Raw genomic sequence first — 23,053 nt, forward strand, 5'->3', positions numbered from 1 at the left:
GTTGTCTCAAGAAGACTTCCGACCCGCTGATATTTTAATATAAACCTATCCATTTAGAATGTTTTATTCTTAAACAAGGTCTGTATAAAATAAGAAACAAACATTATTATTTAAATTATAAAAATAAATTATGTTCTATATAAAATACCAATATGTATCAGTAAAAAATATAATAAATTTTAGAAATCTACATCTTTGTTCATGAACTAGTTTCCTAGACTAAATATATGTTATTAATAACATTCTAATTCATTATCTTTATTATCCATTTGAATCAATATGATTTAATCAATTTAACAAGATCAATTTAATTCATAATTCTTATGCTGGACACAGGAAAAAAAGAAAGAGTATTATGGAGAAATTTACAGTAACACTAAAAAGTATTATTCGTCACCTTATATTCTATATTTTCATTTATCAATAAGAAAATTAGAATAGATCACTACATTTTATAATCGTAGTAATCAACATGATCATCAAAGAGGCATAGAGCATGCATTAGATTATAGATAAAATAGTCAAATATTTGGTTAAATTATCAAATATATCAATATTTAATATCCTACCTAGATACTGTGCATGGTATAACAATGCCTGGACAGGTAACTGCAATATCAGTCAACTGAACCACTAGGATTATATATGAACGCAGATAACAAAACGAGCGCAGCACAACGCGCTTCAACAAGACGTTGGTTAGACGCTCAGGACTCTGGTTATCATAAAGCAATGGACAATCGCCATGTTCAGATGATTGCTATTGGTGGGGCAATTGGAACAGGCCTCTTTCTTGGAGCCGGCGCACGCTTGCAGATAGCTGGACCAGCACTAGCATTGGTCTATTTGGTATGCGGTATATTTTCATTCTTTATTTTAAGGGCATTAGGTGAATTAGTATTACATCGTCCTTCCAGCGGAAGCTTTGTTTCTTATGCTCGTGAGTTCTTAGGTGAAAAAGCCTCATATGTAGCAGGTTGGATGTATTTTGTAAACTGGGCTATGACTGGAATAGTTGATATTACAGCTGTTGCATTATATATGCATTACTGGAGTGCTTGTAATGATATACCACAATGGGTATTTGCTCTAGGAGCTCTAGCTATTGTTGGAGGAATGAATATGGTCGGCGTTAAGTGGTTTGCCGAAATGGAATTTTGGTTTGCACTTGTCAAAGTACTAGCTATCGTTATATTCTTAATTGTAGGATCAATTTTCTTAGGCAGTGGGCACGCTCTAGATGGAAATGCTACTGGTTTTCATCTAATTACTGATAATGGTGGATTTTTCCCAAATGGCTTACTACCTGCACTCGTATTAGTTCAGGGAGTTGTATTCGCATTCGCATCAATTGAACTAGTAGGCACGGCAGCAGGTGAATGCAAAGACCCACAAAAAATACTACCAAAAGCTATCAATCGTGTCATATGGCGTATTGGTCTTTTTTATGTTGGATCAGTAGTACTATTAGTTTTACTACTTCCTTGGAATGCTTACCAAGCGGGACAGAGTCCTTTTGTAACTTTCTTCTCTAAACTAGGTCTACCATATGCTGGTAGTATTATGAATATAGTAGTACTAAGCGCTGCACTTTCAAGTTTAAATTCTGGTTTATATGCCACAGGACGTATTTTACGTTCGATGGCAATGGGAGGGTCCGCTCCTAAATGCATGTCAAGGATGAGTAGTCAGCAAGTTCCGTATATAGGAATTATAATGACCGTTGGTGTCTATGTAATTGGTGTATACCTAAACTATATCGTTCCTTCTAGCGTCTTCGAAATCGTTCTAAATATAGCAACCCTAGGAATTATTTCCTCTTGGGGTTTTATCGTTATTTGCCAAATTCGATTACGTCAAGCTATTAAAGAAGGTAGAGCAGAGGATATAGAATTTAAGCTTCCTGGATCTCCAATAACATCTTGGTTGACTCTAATTTTCTTAATAAGTGTTTTAGGTTTGATGGCCTTTGATTATCCAAATGGAACTTACACAATTGCATCTATACCATTATTAGCAGTAGTACTCACTCTCGGTTGGTTCCGTGTTCGAAGACGTGTTCATTCACTGGAACAATAAGGGTGACTAATTGTTTCATAATTTTTAATTAAAAACATTATATCTGAATTCTTCTTTTTCATAATTAAAAAAGAAGAATTCAGATATAACTTATACATAAACATGACAAAATTAATAGATAATTTAAAGAAAACAATTTTTCCCGAGAATCAAACTATCATATAATCTATTTACATTAAAATATAATGTAGAAAATAATGATAAAAATATTCAATTACTCTCAGAAAGACATAAACTCTACCTCATAAGCAAAGATTATACTTTGATCTTTTCATTCTAATGGGTCATTGTTCAAAACTCTAAGTAATTTATTATACCATTAATATCAAATCTCTATTTATTGTTTATTAAAATAATAAAACAATCCTACAATATTAAGAGCCGAATATAAGTTATTTTTATTGGCTAAAACTTAATTTTGAACCCTTAATCACTTTATAAATAGAAAAGACAAGCAATTAGAATAAATACTAATATATTTCTTAATCTGAAACTATCTAATTTCTTATATAGTAAGCATAATCACATATCGTAACTGCAATGCGTTTTATAAATCATTTCTATTACCATCCATATCTATTACTATAAAAACCAATAAAATCACTATACAACTGAAAAAGTTCATATAGTAATTCATACTCTTATGATATATCCAAATGAATTAGAATTATTTATAAAATATATTAACCATGGAAATCCTTATTTATTTTACTGAAATAAACTAAAAAATAATAGTAAATTACTAGCATAAAATATATTCATATTACAACAAGACGTTCTTATAAAGAAAATACACTCCCAGATTACACTACATATCTTTCATAAATAATCTATAGTAAATTAAAAATCTATTTATTTTAATTTAAATAATTTTATAAACGTAATATACAATATGTTCTTCTAATAAAAATAAAATAGAATTCAAAATTACTATTATATAAAAACTATATTTATATAACACACATCGATTTCATATGAAGAATAGAAGAACAAGATTTTATCATAAAGAATATATTACGCAGATATAAACTAATACATCTGAAGACTCAAATCTGAATAAAATTTATTAGAACTAACCTGTAATACATACCTTCTTCCTATAATAAAAACTACTTCGTGTAAATTTTTAAAAATAAAATTAACTACCTTTTTATAAAAAATCTATCTATTTCTCTACAAAATCTAAACACTGATTAAATTTTTATATAATATTTTATATCAAAAATCTAATTCTCTAGAAGTTATGATGATTTTATCTACATCTATCTAAAATCAATCCAATTTATCTGATAGATGAATACACAAAATATAACAATAATCATAAAATTCTAGATATAACATAATGATGATAAAAAATAAAAATAAAAAATCCGCCTCTTCCGATCTATATCTTTCACTAATATTATTTTCTCTACTTAAAAGATTAATCAGTCAAGATCAATAGAATAAAAAAATCAAAAAATTACTAACCTTATGAAGAAATAAAATAAAATATTATATAATTATTAATAAATGTAATATTTACTGTAAAAAATCAATTTTTTCTAACTAATAAAGATTTAGAACCAGTTCTTATGTTAAGTTACCTTGTATGATTTACATTATCCTATTGAACTAATTATCATTATTTAAAAAAACGTTGTATGAAATTCAATCTACAGACTTGCAACCTATCGTAATACATAGTGAATAACTTTGATATTCTCTCTTTTATCATCTATTATTATACGTAACTGTACTAATAATTAATTCTATCTATTAGACCGCTCTGACGATTCATACTCATTCTTATAATATCCCTCAGTACCGATTGATTAGCATAAATAATTAAGCGCTTCTTAGCACGAGTGATTCCTGTATAGAATAGTTGTCGTGTAAGAATTGGCATAAACTTAGTAGGCAAAACCAATAATACATGCTCAAATTCTGAACCTTGAGACCTGTGTACTGTCATTACAAAAGCAGTCTGATGCAATGGCAACCTAGCAGGATCGATAGATACTATATCTCCATTATATAAAACAAACCAAACTCGTAACTGTTTTCTTTTATCCTTAATAGCTATACCAATATCACCATTAGATAATTTTAGTTCTTTGCTATTACGAAGAATAATAACTGGACGACCATCATACCAAAAGTGATTTAAAAACATTTCATGATTAATTAACCCTTCAAGATATAACATATTCTCAATAGACTTATTTAGCCCTAAAACACCAAAACCCCCCTCACGTAAAACACATAAAACTTGAAAGCGTTTAAAGTAATCTAAAACTTTATCTGGATCTGCTCCTTCCTTTAATACCTTGAAATAATTACGATACCCTTCTACACTAATTTTTAACATATCACGATAATCAGCATCGCTGTTCATTGTACAGAAACATATATCACAAAAATTACCCCTTAAGATTTTCTCGACTAGTCTAATATTACCACTATTTACTGCTTCAGATAACTGACCAATCCCAGATTCTATCTTAAAACGATAGTTTTTATGTAAAAGGCAAATCATATTTCCTACTGATGAATCATTGCTATCTTCACAAGCCATTACGTTACAACCAGTGAGTCGAGAAAGCTGTGCAGCACGACTTGGGCTATATTTGTTATTGTTAATGTAACATATGTCAGAAAACACTGTTCCAGCTTCTACTGAAGATATCTGATTATGATCACCAAGAAAGATTACCCGCGCTTTGCTTGGTAAAGCAGAAATCATATGATCAAACATCGATAAATCAATCATAGAAGATTCATCAACAACTAACACGTCTAGAGGAAGCATATTATCACTATTATAATACATATATTGACTATGCATGGTAGCCCCTAAAAGACTATGTAGTGTTGTAGCTTCTAAAGGGAAGCTTTCTAACATATGAAGATCTAATCTTAGATTTCGTAGAGCTAAACCTAGTTCTTCTGTTAGTCTCGATGCTGCCTTACCAGTTGGCGCAGCTACTTTAATTCGCTGTGGTAATAATGACAACTTGATTAAACTAGCTAAAATTTTTGCTACTGTAGTTGTTTTACCTGTCCCTGGCCCACCAGAAATTACTGATATTTTAGATGTGATTGCGACTGCAGCCGCAATCTTTTGCCAATCAGATGAGTTATACCCAAAATAAAGATCTAGTATCTCACTGATTTTATTTTCCTCTAAGTTAGCAATATAACTTTGGTACTTTATAAAATTAAGAACTAATTGCTCACTCTTCCACATCCGATGTAAATACAAACGCTTATTCTGTATCACTAATGGACACGACCTCCTTCCATCACTTACTGCTGAATACATGAATAGTAATGATTCCACATCCTCTGGCATATTAACAGCGTGCCATATAGCTTGAGCCAAGTCTTGATTCAATCCATAAAAAAAAACTCTGGATGTATCTGTGATAATGGAAGACAAACATTTCCTTCTCCAGAAGCACGACTCACAAGTGCTGCTGCTAACATTAAAATAGAATCTTTGTTTTTTGTCACAATTCTAGCGAATTGTATATCCAATAAACGAAACAGATGCTTCTGATGCCCAAGATACAATAATTCTACTAACTTCATAATTTATATGCCGAATTTATGATAATAAAAAAATAAATTTTATAGATAAGAACGCTGCTATATCATTATTATACGGTTAAACAATGCTTGAATTTTTTTTCACTCATATTCAAATAAGTGTTTAACATCATAGATCTACTATAATCTCTAACTTCTAATATTTGATCATTTCTTTTTAAAATTAATATCACTCTCAAGCTTATTTTTATTTAGGATCCATCTTCTATTATCTATCGATAAAAGTATGATTGGTGAATTTCACCAGCAAAATCTAATAATATACAAAGCATCAAAGTTAATTGAATCCTATCAGTCTTTAATATCTGATGGTGATGTACAGAAAAACAAGAAATATATCTTATAAATCTAACTATAATTCTAAGTCTAGACTCATAATATACTTGAGCTATATCTTACTTGATATAGATCTGTTATTTTATATAGTTTTATTACACATAAAACATTAACAATGTACATTAAACATACTATATACACTGTAATAAAATTTATATTTAGAAGAATATGTAGAGTTCTATATCTAAAACACCTTTCTATTTTTATCTATATCTAATGTGAAAATTAACAATTATATACTTATTAAAATAATTATAAAATATCCCTAATGATAAAAAAATGAATCATTATATTAATAATTTGAATCTAATATTAAAATACGAATAAACTAGATCTATTCTGGTATTATGAAAAATTCAAATAAAAATTTTATATGCTCTAAATTCTATTTAGATTCAATTCAATCAATACACTAGAATATAATATTAAATATAATGATTATTATACCATATACATTAAACTAGCAGCTATTTAAAGAAATTAAAAATATTCTTTTCTTTATTTATAAGTTATCTTGATATTACATCTAAATGCATGATTGCAGTCATGATAAGAGAATAACTATAAATTCGCTAACATAATATAAGAGACATTATTATAGTGAATAATAAAGTGAAATTAACAAGTCTATTCTTCTTATAAAAAATCATGATTTTTATATAAATAAAATTAATAATAAATGTACTTTCGATTAACATTTCATTATAAAAATCATATTTCTATCAATATTAAAATATTGACAATATTTTATTACATACAACAAACATGTATTTTAATATAACATTTAATTTTATCACTATGTTCAGACTTCTCTTAAATACTTTCACTTCATTTATAATCTATCTCTCTTACATTCATAGATGAGAATAATCAAAATAGAATACGAATAACTTATGACTTATCTATAACCAATAGTTATCAAATCAATCAAAATTTACATAAGAAAATTTTTAAAAATAAATAATCAAATCATATAAAAACAAATAATATTTTACTATTAAAATAGAGATTATTTTTAAAAAAATAAAATCTATATAATCAAAAAACATTGACACGAAATTTTCTTAATCCTCATTAAAAACTATATAGATCATAAGATCAAATAACACTGTCTGTATAAGAGAATTGAGTATAACTAAACACATATATAAATGATTCAATCAATAACATAATAATGTATATATCAATACATTAATATTGATATAATTAATATTGATGATTTTGAATCAATAAAAGAAGTGTTTAAAATTTTTCGATATAAATATACTTTATAAATTCTCTTTATTCCATTTCAGCTTAAATAAAATCAGCTAAAAATACAAAAACACATTTCTAAAAAATAAAATTACATCTAGATTTTTATCTATAATTCACATGATTAACATTATAGAAATATAAACTATTCACTGTTATCAAAATAAATAGCAATATTAATACTATTCACCTGTTTCAATAGATAGGTTTTATAAAAATAATAATATATATTATGATATAATAATATATATTATTCATAACTAAATATTTATGAAATACATATCATAATTTGATTATACTTAAGCACTTTCAAACCAACCGTAACATTATTAAAATAAATTAAAATGCTATATTTTATATTAATCTTAGTTTTCCGTAATACTTCATTATAACCTATCTTAATATAAGATTAATCTAATTTTTATCTCCTCTATCTTCTCGTTTATAATTATAAAATCCATACTAAATAAATCGAATAATATATTTATATTATCTTTAAACTGTATAAAAAATAACATATTAGAGATGTAGATCTAAATCAAGATTATTTATATATGTACAAAATATCAACTAATACTAAAATTTATAATATAAAAATTCTGATTAATAATTAACATACAATTATTATAAAACTCACTTTATTAAAAACACGGATTCATTTTATATATCATCATAATAAACCATTAAAAAATTTAATAATTTTAAAGACATTAATTTATTTTTAAATATTGAATAGCACACTAATATATATTTATTTTAGACTAACTAAATATAAAAAATAGAATTTTTCTTAAAAAACTTTAAAAACTTAAACCTAATAATTATTTGATGAAAATCCTATACTATTTATTCATATCTATGACTAATTTTTATTATTAGATTCTTGATTAAATGAAATAGAAAAAATGAAACACAGAAAATACACCTCATATTATGATATATCAATATTGAAAAATCTTCCACAATTTTTATGAATGAGTATGAAAACAAACGATAAAAATATTACTAACATAAGGAATGCTTATTTATAGTTTTCTATTAACACTACCTACATTAAAAATAATAAGATCTAATTAAAGCTGAACATAATGAACCATAAGATCTACACCTTATCTAGATCACCCCTAAAAGATAGATAACCTTAGTATACTATTAATTCCATTATGGCAATCACGATTTTAACATATCTACAAAGAATGAGGAATCATTGTGAATCTCTTTAAATTAAAAAACTTTGATTTCCAAAAAACGGGGAAAGAAGTTTTACAAATTGAGCGCGAAGGATTAGAACAACTTGATCAATATATCAACATAAATTTCACACACAGCTGCGAGCTAATTTATCAATGCCGGGGAAAAGTGGTCATCATGGGAATGGGAAAATCAGGGCATATTGGCAAAAAAATAGCTTCTACTTTTTCTAGCACTGGTACTCCTTCTTTTTTTTTACATCCCGCTGAAGCAAGTCATGGTGATTTGGGTATGATTAGTAAGAATGATATTCTGATTGCTATCTCTAATTCTGGAGAATCTTTAGAGATTCTAGCGCTCATTCCTTTACTAAAACATCGCCAGATCCCATTAATTGCAATTACTAGCCATGAACAAAGCACAATTGCCTCTTCTGCACATATACATTTATGTGTGAAAGTACCACAAGAAGCCTGTTCACTAGGTCTAGCACCAACTAGCAGCACTACTGCTGCATTGGTTATGGGTGATGCTCTAGCAGTATCTCTATTAAAAGCTAGAGGTTTTACACAAGAAGATTTTGCACTTTCTCATCCTGGCGGAGTGCTGGGGCGTAAACTGATTATGCGAGTAGAAGATATAATGCTTTCTGGTGATGACTTACCACAAATCTATCCTAACGCCTGTTTACGCGAAGCTATACTAGAAATGACATCTAAAAAAATGGGTCTCATAATAATTTGTAATCATGAAAAAAAAATTGAAGGCATCTTTACAAATTCTGATTTACGGAAAATTTTTGAAAAAAATATTGATATTAATCAATCTAATATTTCTCATTTTATGACGCTAGGTGGTATATCTATACGACCTGGAACGTTAGCAGTTGAAGCTCTTGACACAATGAAAAAATACAATATTACCTCTATCATTATTTCCGAGCATAATAAACTGATCGGATTAGTTCATATGCATGACATCTATCAAGCTGGAATCATTTGATATATTTAAAAAATCTTTTAAAGAAAAACTTTTTATACATATTATGTAATCCATTATATAATTAAAGATGAATCTTTAATTCATAAATATAAAAATATAATACTTATATGATATATTTTTATAGAATATTATTCTTAATACTAGCTGCTTTCTGTTTAAGACAAGACAAATGATTTGATAATATCAAAATAAATTTATGTTTTTATCTTTAAAAAATATGAACTAAATAATCATTCAGAAATATCATATGATTTTATCAAAGTTTTTTTATAAATAAAATTATATAAATTATATGTATTTTAATAAAATTCATCAATATGAATTAAAATATTTTCGTAACATTAAGATAAAATAATATAGATATATGAAAAATAAAGCAGAATACTTGTATTAATTATATATAGTGCAGTTCATTCATATGAATACATAATAATTCCTATTATTAATGATAGATACGAATAATATTAAGATATATGTGACCTCTTGAATTCAATTCAATAAATGATAATTAATAATATTCCAATCGTTAAGTGAAATATTTTTATTTCTTAAGAAAGAAAAATATCTTTATGGTCCTAGATCATTCATAAAAATTGACGTATTATGTATTCTGATATATAAAATATTCATGTATCTGAATTATTAAGTGACCACCTTTAATCTTAATATCAATTTATAAATTTTATACTTAATTGACATTAATCAACTTAAATATTCTAATATAGTTCTTGATCTAGATACAAATCTTAAATCTTAGATTGTTATACCGTCACTATATACCAATGTATCTAAAATTATACAAAAAAACTGATAAATAATAATAGCTAACCAGCTTAACGAATCATTATATTGCATTTATTACTTAAACCATCATCATAATACTGCTAGTATTAATTATGATTCTGTAAAATTATATAACATGGGTTGGAAATAATAATCATGTATGATCCAAATTTTACTATTAATACCTGTTATGGTCCTATCAACCAGGATATTTTAAGAAAAGCAAAACATATTCAATTATTAATTTGTGATTCAGATGGCGTGATGTCTGACGGTTGGATCTATCAAACCAATGACGGAAATATAATACAAAGATTTAACGTTAGAGATGGATATGGAATTAAATGTTTACTTACATGTTCAATAGAAGTGGCAATTATTACAGGCAGTCAAAACCAAATACTCAAAGATCGATGCTCTTCACTAGGTATTTCTTACATCTATCAAGGTCAATCGAATAAAATTAAACCATTTAATGAAATTTTGACCAAACTAAAATTAAATGAACATCAAGTAGCTTATATTGGTGATGATCTCATAGATTTACCAGTTCTAATGAAAGTAGGATTAAGTGTAGCAGTTTCTAATTCTCACCCTATGTTACTACCACATGTTAATTATATAACAAAAATGACCGGGGGAAACGGAGCAATACGAGAAGTTTGTGATTTGATTTTAATAGCACAAAATAAAATATCAAGAGATTTTAATGGCAATCTAGATGGATTATGCTAAAAGAAATATTGCTCTTATATGTATACTATTTTTTATTATGGTTATCGGGTTAATTTTAAAAGAAAAAGCACAACAAGAAACTACTAACATTCTTATTAATAATATTATTACGCCCACTAGTATTAGCAATCATTCACAAACGCTGGTATACAACCCTCAAGGACTATTGTCTTACCAGATTATGGCAGATAAGAGCATCTATGACTCGAACAATAAAGTTAACTGGTTTACTAATCTAGTTATGATTATATATAATGAAAAAAAACTTCCAGCGTGGATTATTAAATCTAATCAAGCCAAATTAGAAAAAGAAAAAATTTTATACCTTTACGGTAACGTAATAGTAGACAGTCTTACGGAAATGACAACATTAAAACATCTGAAAACAGAAAAAGCACAAGTCAACCTAATTACCCAAGATTGGGTTTCTCAAGAAAAAGTGACATTATCTGGTCATAGATTTTTCTCTACAGGCATGAAGATGTATGGTAATTTACGAAACAAAACAGCTCAGCTTACAGGCATAGTCCGTACTACTTATGGAACTAGTTCTCAAAAGACAGATAAAAAAAATCCTAATAACCAGTCTGCTTCTGGCTTGCAACAAACCAGAAGCAGGTATTAATCCAAACTTAGGTAAACCAATCCATATTGATTCAGAAAAACAAATCATGGATATAGAGAATAACATGGCTATTGCTAGCGGTAACGTTACAATTACGCAAGGAAATCTAAAAATTAAAGCTGATAAAACCACCATCTCCTTCTCAGGAGCACAAAATCAGAATATTATCATTAACGCTTATGGACAACTAATAAAATTTTATCAAATACTTGATAACGGCCAATCTATTACAGGACATGCTGAAAAGATCAACTACGATATAGACAAAGAACAGGTACAGTTAAGTGGAAACGCTTATCTTGAGCAAACTGGAAACAGCATACAAGGAAATTGTATTACATATCTTATAAACAAAAAAGAAATGCATGCTATCAGTTATACAGGACAACATGTCACCACCATATTCACTCCTTCGCACCGAAAAGACCATCTTATCCTGAAAGAAGATATAAAAAAAGATAATGACTAACTATTATGGCAAGTCTCATTATAAAAAATCTTATGAAAACCTATAAAGGTAATCTGGTAGTAAAAGATGTTAGCTTACAAGTAAAATCTGGTGAGATTGTTGGTCTACTTGGACCTAATGGAGCAGGTAAAACAACAACATTCTATATGATAATTGGAATTATCAAACACGATAGAGGCTGTATTTACATTGATGATGAGGATATTAGTTTGTTACCACTACATGCACGAGCCAATCGTGGTATTGGTTATCTTCCTCAGGAAGCTTCTATTTTTAGAAGGTTAAGTGTTTATGATAACTTGATGGCTATCCTACAAATTCGTAAAGATCTTACTTACAATCAATGTGCACATCGTGCTAAAGAATTACTAGATGAATTTCATATTCACAAACGTCTCCATAAAGTCATAGGACAAAAATTGTCTGGTGGTGAACGTCGCCGTGTTGAAATTGCTCGTGCATTAGCAGCTAATCCAAAATTTATTCTTTTAGACGAACCATTTGCTGGTATTGATCCTATTTCAGTAATAGACATTAAAAAAATTATTGAACATCTTCGTAGTAGTGGATTAGGAATCTTGATTACTGACCATAATGTACGTGAAACCTTAACTGTTTGTGAACATGCCTATATTGTTAGTCAAGGCTGTGTTATTGCCTCTGGTAATCCTAAAGTGATCATGGCTGATAAACAGGTACAACGTGTTTACTTAGGTAAAGAATTTAGACTCTAATTAATACTAGATACTGATACAAAGATAATAACATCAAAACTAGACCTATTAAAAGACCTTATTATATACATAAAGTGAAAAACTTATTTATAAACTGTACTTTCATATTGTTTTATTCTATTTTTATAGTTTTCTCTAAACTAAAAACTTAAAACTACAAATCAAAAATAATGTATTCTTTCCAAGAACATAGACCAACGTATATATCTATATCTAGATAATAAAATAGACCTAATTAATAATTGTATAATTTTAAAAATTAAAAACTAGATTATAGAATTAAAAAATTGTCTAAATACAACACACAAGATTTTATATTCGAAATTATCATAAGAAGTTAAAATTAACAATTGTTCTGATTCTTATTATGATTTAAGTTGAGAGAATTATTCTTAGTAAAAATAAACAATTAAAAATTTTATTCCAAAGTATTTTTAAGTATAGAACATTCTAATATAGAATATTCTCTTAATATTAAAAACTGTAAATAGTTTTAGCATCATTAAAAACAAAATTTAATTTTTCATTTATTACTAAAAATAACCTACCTCTTAGTATATATCCTATATACTACTTGATATAATATTAAGTATTTATAGATGTTATTATACTCTAATATGATTCAATCATATAATTAATATATTCTTGATTAACATAGAAACAGTTATTTATTAGAGATAAATTAAAATATAGAAATATTTTTAAACTTTACTAAAGTAAATACATGATTAATTTATATTATTACATTATTTTAATATTCTCCAATAGAGCTACTCCAAATATATAAAAATAATAAAATAAACGAGAAATTTTATACACACTTACTTAAATAAGTATAGAAAGTATTAAATACTATTTTCTAGATAAAAATCAGTATTATTTATATATAAATCGATATACTTGTTTATACTCTTAACGAAATATTAAAATTTTAAAAACGATAACTAAATACCTAATATTATAAAAATAATATAACGATATTAATATGATCTGAAAGGAAACTCGTCTACACTAGAGTGGTGTTATTTAACAATAAATTAGATATCAACGAATAATAATCATATTCATTTTCAACAAAATATTTATTCTAAAAATGATAATAAAATAGTTTTTATGACAAAAACTATTAATTATGGAACAAGAAATACACATTATAATACATAATGTGTCACAATATAAAAAATATATTAATTTTTATCTTAAATAAAAATTAAAACTGAGCCTTACTTTGTAAGGTACATTTAATATATTAACTTCTTAGATCGTATAGAGAAAAATTTAATTACAGAAAAAATTGTATGCTTGATAAAAACTATATATCTGACTAAGAATTCAAGATATTAATACACATTAATGAACTAATCTACTCACTAGTATTATAATTTAATTGAAAAGGAAAAATATTATTCAGTTTACAGTATTGTAAAAATAACATCATGTTGAATCTTCTAATTAAAATGAGGACTATTCTCTACAAAGGATCTTCTTAATTAAATATACTTTATTGATATATAAATCCTTTATATGCATTATTAGATAATATGAAATATAAAGTAACTAGTCCTTATAAAGTACAGAAACAAATATAACTATGATAAATAACAATTTTAAATTAGAGCTAGGAGCAGTATTAAGCATCTCTTGTACACGTAATGATGTACTCTGTTATAGTAAACAAAGAGCGTTAGAAATTATCAGTGAATTGGCTTCTAAAAAACTATGTCTTTCACAACAAATTATTTTTGATGCGATGGAAAACAGAGAAAAAATGGGTAGTACAGGTATTGGTAATGGTATTGCGATTCCTCATGGCAAAATTGAAGAAAAAACACTACGATCTGTAGGTGTTTTTATTCACCTTAAAAAACCTATTATTTTTAACTCCATTGATAATCAACCAGTAGATTTACTATTTGCTATACTAATTTCATCTGAACAATGTAAAACACACTTATATACATTATCTTTAGTAGCAAAACGTCTAGCAAATAAAATGATTCTTCGTCAATTACGATCCGCATGTAGCGATGAAGATTTATACCAAATTATTACTAATACAAAAATATAATTTTATTATAAAATAATCTTTTTATAAAAAACTCAGTATTCATTTTATACGTTTATTCTACCTATCTATTATATTTAAGGAACTACATAATATCCTCAATATTGAAATCAAAACGCAATTATCAAAAGCGATCTTTATCACAATCTGTATATTATACATATAGTTTCATTAGATTACTGCATAATAGTACATTAATTAATGAGATATAAAATACATAAAATCTAATTCTACACATCCTCATAAATACCATTTTTACTATACAAATTTAGTTTTAAATAATAAAACCAAATATCATCTAGTCTCTATTAGCATTCATATCATTAATCATATAGGTAATCATCTCTTTTTATTGTAAATTATTATGCGAATCATCACAGAATATAATAATAGGATATATCATCCTAATCACTACTTAATTTATACTATACTATAGTTATCAACATAGACAGATCTATATCTTAGACAAAAAACAATATATCTCATCTTTTTTTTAAAATAAAAAACTTTAATAGCTATCTAATATAAAGTAAAGAAAATGAGAACATAATAACTAAATAGCAGGGATCACATCTACTGTATAAAAATTATTCAAATTTAGTGGAAGGGTTTTTAACACAAGTAATACTATCTTGTTCAAATAATGCTTGTTCAAGAATTTTTTGTAAACTCCTTATCCTCTTTTCCATATGTAATGCATAATCACGGGTTTTAACTTTTTCTTCAGCTAATTCATAACAAAGATTTAAAGCGGTAATTAACACTAATTGCTCAGTATTAGTTACTTTAGTACGAAGTTTTAGAGCTTGAAGTCGTTGAGACAACTCTTCCGCAGCTAAATTTAATGCGTCCATCTCTTTATGAGGGCATTTTACTCGCAATGCACAACCAAGAATATAAAGATCTACTGGTTGTGTGGATCTATCGTCAGTTTGATTCATATTTGTACCCGTTATTATTTATTACTTCTATAAATTATATAAAAAATGAATATAACTATCCATGTCACAAAACATAAGACCCCTGTATCTACTTATATGTAGATCGTAAGTTTTGTACTCTAAATCTATCTAAATAAGAAGAGCTATATAGTGCAAATAATAAGATTTGCATTTTATTAAATAGCCAAAATTATAATAATAAGCTAATCTATCTATTATCCATAAATATTTTATATTCACACTAATCTAGTGTTTATTTCTTAATACTTTGTAAGCCTATACATTATTTAAATGATATAATTTTATTCAACCCTCTTTCTGTAATCCTATATAATTAATTTTGATGTATTAGAATAAATATAAAAATAATATAATATATAAAATAAAGGAACCCTTTTCTTTATAATTGAATGTATGTAAAATTTTAATTTTAAAAAAATTAAAACAATAACCCGTTAATATTAAAAACGCTATTAGAAATCTAAATACTTTTAATAACGTGAATAAACATAAAGAAAAACAGTAAAATAACCAACCCATTACACCTGACAGAATAGTAATAAATCACACAATAAATAAATCAAGACACATAGAACAACATAAATAAAATTAACTAATTTTGTCATAAAATTCATATAAATTAAAATCAATATGATGAATAAAATATCAAAAAATAACCTCTGAACTTCTTCTTTAGAAGAATATACAAAATTTAATTCTAGAAAATTACAACTTATATTAATGATGTTATATCATCTCGTATATTTATGTAATTTACTTAAAATACTAGTAACTTTATATACCTTATCTTATATGAGGTAAATAATATTTAATCAATACTATCAACATCATTAATTCATAGATAATAATAAATCAAGAAAAGTTAGTTCTATTTCTCATGTTAATTCAAAAATATTTTTTAAATTATGTATAATGTTAACAGAAAGGATAAAATATACTTAAATTTCATGAACATAGTTAAAATCGACCCTATAATTAGACAATTAGATCCATAAGTTCACTATTTATCTAATATAGATTATTATATAGATAAGATGATTTTCTATCTATTAAAAACTCATATTCAATATCTCATATATACATTTTAATGTAATTAAACCTAAAAATTATAAGTACTGCATTAGAATTCAATCAGTATCTATTGTTTTAAATAATAATTAAAAACAACTAAATCATATTGATTCCCTTTATTTATAACCACTACACAATATATTTATCAAATATAGAAAAAATAATGACATAGTTGTTCACATTAACGCGATCATTTGATGAAATATGCAAGAATATAAAATACATATTACTTAGTTTAAGGATCTTTAGTGACCAAAAAAGAATTTATATGTCGTCGCTTAGCTTTATTAAAAAAAATGGAACCTTCTAGTATCATCCTAATTTTTTCGGCTCCTATAGTGATACGAAGCAATGACAGTGCCTATCCTTATCGACAGAATAGTGACTTTTGGTACCTCACTGGTTTTAACGAACCAGGAGCAATGTTTGGACTTATAAAAGATTCTAACAATTATCATAAAAGCTTATTGTTTAATCAAAGCTATAATCAACACGCTCACATATGGGGAGAAAATCATATTGGACAAGAAGCTGCACGCATAAAAATAGCTGTCGATTATGCTTTACCATGGGAACAGATAAACGATCATCTATATCTATTTATAAATGGATTAAAAACAATTTATCATGTAAAAGGACAATATTATTTTGCTGATCAAATTCTTATTACTGCATTAGAAAAACTCCGACAAGGCCAATACAACAATCTTTCTGTACCTAAATTTGTGCTTGACTGGCGTCCATTAGTACATGAGTTGCGTTTGATTAAATCCTCATCAGAGATAAATCTATTACGACAAGCAGGACGTATTAGCGCCTTAGGTCATATGCGTGCTCTCAAAAACTTATTGAATGGCATGTATGAATATCAAATCGAAGGGGAAATTCAATATGAATTTAGTCATTACGGAGCACGTTGGCCTGCTTATAACACTATTATTGCTGCAGGAGAGAATTCCTGTATTTTACATTATACTGACAATAGCAGTCTTATAGAAAACGGAAAGTTAGTACTAATTGATGCTGGATGCGAGTTTCAAGGTTACGCAGGAGATATATCCCGAACATTTCCAGTAAATGGAGTATTTAATACACCACAACGTTTTATTTATAATGCTGTGTTAGATGCACTAATGCTAGCCCTAACACTTTATCGTCCTGGAACAAATATTAGTACAGTGACAAAAGAAGTAATTAATTTACTGGTACACAGATTAGTACAACTAAAAATTATGAAAGGTAATATCCAAGCACTGATCAGAGATAAAGCTATTAAACAGTTTTTTATGCATAGATTAAGTCATTGGATTGGTTTAGATGTGCATGATTCAGATTATTATAGTAAAGATGAAAATCGAATTTTAGAGCCAGGGATGGTTTTAACTATTGAACCAGGTTTATACATCACTAGTAATTCCCATGCACCATCAGAGTACCATGGCATTGGTGTTCGCATTGAAGACACTATTTTAATTACTAGTAATGGTAATGAAAATCTAACCTCAATAGCTGTAAAAAATATAGATGAAATAGAATCTTTTATGCTAAACAGGAAGGAATTATGAGCGTTATTATCGTGGGAGCAGGCATCGCTGGTACAACGCTAGCTCTTTCTCTTTACTATCTAACACAAGGCAAACAAGATATCACATTAGTAGAAGCTATTTCACCAGATAGATTACTTAGTCCAAGTGATGATGGACGTACTATCGCATTAGCTTACGGAATTTGTAATAGAATAAATATTCTAAATATCTGGTCATTACTTGAACCTATAGCCACTACGATCACTCGTGTCTATGTAGGTGAGCGCGGTTCTGGTGGTTTTTTTTCTCTTAATTCCACAGATCATGGAATTCCCTTCTTGGGGAAAGTTTTTGAATTAAATCAAGCTAAAAAAAAGTTATTTTTTCATTTACAACAAACAAAAAACATTAGTTTATATTGTCCAAATAAAATAACTTGTATTAAAAAATACACAGATTATCTTCTAATTACATTAGATAATGGTAAACAAATTAAAGGCGATTTATTAGTTGCTGCTGATGGAACATCCTCCCATATAGCTGATCTATATGGTATAAAATGGAAAAAAATAGTTTACGAGCAAACCGCAGTGGTGACTAAAATTTCTACTCAATTATTACATTACGGACAAGCATTTGAACTATTTACAAAACAAGGATCACTAGCTTTACTACCAATCTCTGATGGTTTTAGTTCATTAATTTGGTGCACTTCTCGAACAGAGATAAAAACAATCTCTAATTGGAATGACAAGGAATTTATTACTTATTTACAAAACATTTTCGGCTGGCGATTAGGTAAAATACAAACAATAGGTAAACGATATTTCTATCCAATAGAATCAAAAACTAGAGTAAATACTATTGCTCCACGTTTAGTACTAGTAAGTAATGCTGCACAAACTCTTCATCCTATTGCAGGTCAAGGATTAAATTTAGGTATGCGTGATATACTGATATTAGCTGATACCTTAATTAATTCCTGGAAAGAAGGAAGACAAGCCGGTGATTATATGACATTACAAAAATACCAAAACAAACGAATAATTGACAGACAAACAACTATTTTTCTTACTAACTCATTAGTAAGAATCTTTTCGAATCCTTATTTAACACTATTCATTGGACGAACTATAGGATTAATTATGATAGATAATATTAGATTTTTACGTAATATACTTGTACAATGTGTTATTAAGTCATTAGATAAATAAAAAACATCTTGTCTATAAAAAGACATTAAGTAGTCATTAAAAATCAATATAGCAATCTATTCTACAGAAATAATTATTACATCTACCATAGATCATGAGATCTATATAGAATCTATCTCTATTTTAAAATTTCAATTAAATCTGATATTAATTCAATCTTTTTATTTTAAGAAAAAAGCCATCTTTATATGATGGCTTTTTTCTTAAAAAAGAGTGCCTAGCGGTTCCCTACTCTCACATGGGGAGGCCCCACACTACCATCGGCACCACGGCGTTTCACTTCTGAGTTCGGTATGGGATCAGGTGGGGCCACCGCGTTATGGCCGCTAGACAAATTCTATCATTTTTCTTATCTTTCCCTTTAATTAATCGGGAAATATTACATCCTTCACAAGCTGAATTATTGAATTCTTAAAATCTTACGCATCTAAAGAACGCTTCTGGTGTTGTAAGGTTAAGCCTCACGGATCATTAGTACCGGTTAGCTCAACGCATCACTGCGCTTACACACCCGGCCTATCAACGTCGTTATCTTCAACATTCCTTTAGGACCCTCAAAGGATCAGGGAAGACTCATCTCGAGGCAAGTTTCGCGCTTAGATGCTTTCAGCGCTTATCTTTTCCGTACTTAGCTACCGGGCAGTGCCATTGGCATGACAACCCGAACACCAGTGGTACGTTCACTCCGGTCCTCTCGTACTAGGAGCAACCCCTCTCAATCTTCCAACGCCCACGGCAGATAGGGACCGAACTGTCTCACGACGTTCTAAACCCAGCTCGCGTACCACTTTAAACGGCGAACAACCGTACCCTTGGGACCTGCTTCAGCCCCGGGATGTGATGAGCCGACATCGAGGTGCCAAACACCGCCGTCGATATGAACTCTTGGGCGGTATCAGCCTGTTATCCCCGGAGTACCTTTTATTCGTTGAGCGATGGCCCTTCCATTCAGAACCACCGGATCATTATGACCTGCTTTCGCACCTGTTCGAATCGTCACTCTCACAGTCAAGCCAGCTTATGCCATTGCACTAACCTCACGATTTCCGACCGTGATTAGCCAACCTTTGTGCTCCTCCGTTACTCTTTAGGAGGAGACCGCCCCAGTCAAACTACCCACCAGACACTGTCTCCACGCCGGTTAACGGCGTTGGGTGAGAATAGCAAACCTTAAAGGGTGGTATTTCAAGAATGGCTCCACACAAACTAGCATCTGTGCTTCGAGGCCTCCCACCTATCCTACACATTAAAATTCAGTATTCAGTGTCAAGCTATAGTAAAGGTTCACGGGGTCTTTCCGTCTTGCCGTGGGTACACTGCATCTTCACAGCGAATTCAATTTCACTAAGTCCCGGGTGGAGACAGCCTAGCCATCATTACGCCATTCGTGCAGGTCGGAACTTACCCGACAAGGAATTTCGCTACCTTAGGACCGTTATAGTTACGGCCGCCGTTTACCGGGGCTTCGATCAAGAGCTTCTTCTTACGAATAACCCCATCAATTAACCTTCCGGCACCGGGCAGGCGTCACACCGTATACGTCCACTTACGTGTTTGCACAGTGCTGTGTTTTTAATAAACAGTTGCAGCTAGCTGGTATCTTCGACTGGCTTTAGCTCCTCGAGCTTGTCGTTTCACCTGCAAGCCAGCGTGCCTTCTCCCGAAGTTACGGCACCATTTTGCCTAGTTCCTTCACCCGGGTTCTCTCAAGCGCCTTGGTATACTCTACCTGACCACCTGTGTCGGTTTGGGGTACGATTAACCATGACCTGATGCTTAGAGGCTTTTCCTGGAAGCGTGGCGTTTATTGCTTTAACACCTTAATGTCTCGTCATCACGTCTCAATCTTGCTGGACTCAGGATTTGCCTAAAATCCAAATCTACACGCTTAAACCGGGACAACCGTCCCCCGGCCAATATAGCCTTCTCCGTCCCCCCTTCGCAGTCACAGCTAGTACGGGAATATTAACCCGTTGTCCATCGACTACGCCTTTCGGCCTCGCCTTAGGGGTCGACTCACCCTGCCTCGATTAACGTTGGGCAGGAACCCTTAGTCTTTCGGCGAGCGGGCATTTCACCCGCTTTATCGTTACTTATGTCAGCATTCGCACTTCTGATATCTCCAATATTTCTCACGAAATACCTTCAACGACTTACAGAACGCTCCCCTACCCACTGGACGCATTCTGAAATTATATTATTTTGATAAGTATAAAATAATATAATTTCAGAATGCGTCCAGTGCCGCAGCTTCGGTGCATGATTTAGCCCCGTTACATCTTCCGCGCAAGCTGACTCGACCAGTGAGCTGTTACGCTTTCTTTAAATGATGGCTGCTTCTAAGCCAACATCCTGGCTGTCTATGCCTTCTCACATCGTTTCCCACTTAATCATGACTTTGGGACCTTAGCTGGCGGTCTGGGTTGTTTCCCTCTCCACGACGGACGTTAGCACCCGCCGTGTGTCTCCTGTGATAACATTCTCCGGTATTCGGAGTTTGCATTGGCTTGGTAAGCCGGGGTGGCCCCCTGACCAAAACAGTGCTCTACCCCCGAAGATGAACTCACAAGGCGCTACCTAAATAGCTTTCGGGGAGAACCAGCTATCTCCCGGTTTGATTGGCCTTTCACCCCTAACCATAGGTCATCCGCTAATTTTTCAACATTAGTCGGTTCGGTCCTCCAGTTAGTGTTACCCAACTTTCAACCTGCCCGTGGCTAGATCACCGGGTTTCGGGTCTGTATCCTGCAACTAACGCCCAGTTAAGACTCGGTTTCCCTACGGCTCCCCTATACGGTTAACCTTGCTACAAAATACAAGTCGCTGACCCATTATACAAAAGGTACGCGGTCACACTAATCAGTGCTCCCACTGCTTGTACGTACACGGTTTCAGGTTCTATTTCACTCCCCTCGCCGGGGTTCTTTTCACCTTTCCCTCACGGTACTAGTTCACTATCGGTCAGTCAGTAGTATTTAGCCTTGGAGGATGGTCCCCCCATATTCAGACAGGATATCACGTGTCCCGCCCTACTCTTTAGAATCCACTTCTTTCGAATTTTTATATACGGGACTATCACCCTTTATTGTTCGACTTTCCAGACGATTCTACTAATTCGCAAGATGATAATAATTCTGGGCTCTTCTCCCGTTCGCTCGCCACTACTAAGGGAATCTCAATTGATTTCTTTTCCTCGAGGTACTTAGATGTTTCAGTTCCCTCGGTTCGCTTCATATCACTATTTATTCATGAGTATGATGATGCAACAAAATTGCATCGGGTTTCCCCATTCGGGTATCGTCGGCTATTACGGTTCATATCACCTTCCCGACGCTTTTCGCAGATTAGCACGCCCTTCATCGCCTCTGACTGCCTAGGCATCCACCATGTACGCTTATTCACTTAACCTTACAACC

Annotated in this window: 10 protein-coding genes, 2 rRNA genes and 1 pseudogene; 9 read left to right on the forward strand and 4 right to left on the reverse strand. The window is 30.1% G+C overall.

What is annotated here, in order from left to right; translation table 11 throughout:
- Nucleotides 1-645 precede the first annotated feature (645 nt).
- Nucleotides 646-2,079 (forward strand): L-asparagine permease, encoded by a 1,434-nt coding sequence (gene ansP, locus ERCIPICE3303_RS03060; protein ID WP_157991234.1) that lies wholly within the window; start codon nucleotides 646-648, stop codon nucleotides 2,077-2,079.
- Between the two features lie 1,738 nt (nucleotides 2,080-3,817).
- Here the strand turns inward: ansP and recD are convergent.
- Nucleotides 3,818-5,652 (reverse strand): annotated as a pseudogene (gene recD / locus ERCIPICE3303_RS03065) (exodeoxyribonuclease V subunit alpha).
- 2,814 nt (nucleotides 5,653-8,466) lie between these two features.
- Here recD and kdsD point away from each other — a divergent pair.
- The 6 genes from kdsD (at nucleotide 8,467) to ptsN (ending at nucleotide 14,867) form a co-directional block, all read left to right on the forward strand.
- The gene (gene kdsD, locus ERCIPICE3303_RS03070; RefSeq protein WP_157991323.1) at nucleotides 8,467-9,453 is read left to right on the forward strand and encodes an arabinose-5-phosphate isomerase KdsD; all 987 of its coding nucleotides are present in this window, start codon (nucleotides 8,467-8,469) and stop codon (nucleotides 9,451-9,453) included.
- A 939-nt stretch (nucleotides 9,454-10,392) separates the two neighbouring features.
- Complete coding sequence (gene kdsC, locus ERCIPICE3303_RS03075) at nucleotides 10,393-10,971, forward strand: 3-deoxy-manno-octulosonate-8-phosphatase KdsC (protein WP_157991235.1); 579 nt, start codon at nucleotides 10,393-10,395, stop codon at nucleotides 10,969-10,971.
- Nucleotides 10,958-11,596 (forward strand): LPS export ABC transporter periplasmic protein LptC, encoded by a 639-nt coding sequence (gene lptC / locus ERCIPICE3303_RS03080; protein ID WP_157991236.1) that lies wholly within the window; start codon nucleotides 10,958-10,960, stop codon nucleotides 11,594-11,596. The genes kdsC and lptC overlap by 14 nt, the downstream gene beginning before the upstream one ends.
- The gene (gene lptA, locus ERCIPICE3303_RS03085) at nucleotides 11,511-12,065 is read left to right on the forward strand and encodes a lipopolysaccharide transport periplasmic protein LptA (RefSeq protein ID WP_157991237.1); all 555 of its coding nucleotides are present in this window, start codon (nucleotides 11,511-11,513) and stop codon (nucleotides 12,063-12,065) included. The genes lptC and lptA overlap by 86 nt, the downstream gene beginning before the upstream one ends.
- Nucleotides 12,066-12,070: 5 nt before the next feature.
- Nucleotides 12,071-12,799 carry an LPS export ABC transporter ATP-binding protein gene (lptB, locus tag ERCIPICE3303_RS03090; protein WP_157991238.1) on the forward strand — a complete coding sequence of 243 codons (729 nt, stop codon included), beginning with the start codon at nucleotides 12,071-12,073 and terminating at the stop codon, nucleotides 12,797-12,799.
- Between the two features lie 1,591 nt (nucleotides 12,800-14,390).
- Nucleotides 14,391-14,867: a PTS IIA-like nitrogen regulatory protein PtsN gene (gene ptsN, locus ERCIPICE3303_RS03095; RefSeq protein WP_157991239.1), complete on the forward strand. Its 477-nt coding sequence runs from the start codon at nucleotides 14,391-14,393 to the stop codon at nucleotides 14,865-14,867.
- 584 nt (nucleotides 14,868-15,451) lie between these two features.
- Here ptsN and zapA read toward each other — a convergent pair.
- Nucleotides 15,452-15,805, reverse strand: a complete 354-nt coding sequence (gene zapA / locus ERCIPICE3303_RS03100) for a cell division protein ZapA (RefSeq protein WP_157991240.1) — start codon at nucleotides 15,803-15,805, stop codon at nucleotides 15,452-15,454.
- Between the two features lie 1,340 nt (nucleotides 15,806-17,145).
- Here zapA and pepP point away from each other — a divergent pair.
- On the forward strand, nucleotides 17,146-18,462 hold the full coding sequence (gene pepP, locus ERCIPICE3303_RS03105; RefSeq protein WP_157991241.1) for a Xaa-Pro aminopeptidase: 1,317 nt from the start codon (nucleotides 17,146-17,148) through the stop codon (nucleotides 18,460-18,462).
- Complete coding sequence (gene ubiH, locus ERCIPICE3303_RS03110; protein ID WP_157991242.1) at nucleotides 18,459-19,637, forward strand: 2-octaprenyl-6-methoxyphenyl hydroxylase; 1,179 nt, start codon at nucleotides 18,459-18,461, stop codon at nucleotides 19,635-19,637. The genes pepP and ubiH overlap by 4 nt, the downstream gene beginning before the upstream one ends.
- A 215-nt stretch (nucleotides 19,638-19,852) precedes the next feature.
- On the opposite strand, the gene rrf is transcribed toward ubiH, so the two are convergent.
- Together rrf and ERCIPICE3303_RS03120 are read right to left on the reverse strand one after the other, a co-directional pair.
- Nucleotides 19,853-19,968: ribosomal RNA gene (gene rrf / locus ERCIPICE3303_RS03115) — 5S ribosomal RNA — on the reverse strand.
- 119 nt (nucleotides 19,969-20,087) lie between these two features.
- Nucleotides 20,088-23,045: ribosomal RNA gene (locus ERCIPICE3303_RS03120) — 23S ribosomal RNA — on the reverse strand.
- Nucleotides 23,046-23,053: the final 8 nt, after the last annotated feature.

This window comes from Candidatus Erwinia haradaeae, assembly GCF_900699015.1.
Classification (GTDB): Bacteria; Pseudomonadota; Gammaproteobacteria; order Enterobacterales; family Enterobacteriaceae; genus Erwinia_E; species Erwinia_E haradaeae_E.

Excerpts from the sequence above, each read along its gene's own strand:
- ansP (WP_157991234.1), top strand. The coding sequence starts at position 646 with ATGAACGCAGATAACAAAACGAGCGCAGCACAACGCGCTTCAACAAGA.
- kdsC (WP_157991235.1), top strand. The coding sequence starts at position 10,393 with ATGTATGATCCAAATTTTACTATTAATACCTGTTATGGTCCTATCAAC.
- lptC (WP_157991236.1), top strand. The coding sequence starts at position 10,958 with ATGGATTATGCTAAAAGAAATATTGCTCTTATATGTATACTATTTTTT.
- lptA (WP_157991237.1), top strand. The coding sequence starts at position 11,511 with ATGGAACTAGTTCTCAAAAGACAGATAAAAAAAATCCTAATAACCAGT.
- lptB (WP_157991238.1), top strand. The coding sequence starts at position 12,071 with ATGGCAAGTCTCATTATAAAAAATCTTATGAAAACCTATAAAGGTAAT.
- ptsN (WP_157991239.1), top strand. The coding sequence starts at position 14,391 with ATGATAAATAACAATTTTAAATTAGAGCTAGGAGCAGTATTAAGCATC.
- zapA (WP_157991240.1), bottom strand. The coding sequence starts at position 15,805 with ATGAATCAAACTGACGATAGATCCACACAACCAGTAGATCTTTATATT.
- ubiH (WP_157991242.1), top strand. The coding sequence starts at position 18,459 with ATGAGCGTTATTATCGTGGGAGCAGGCATCGCTGGTACAACGCTAGCT.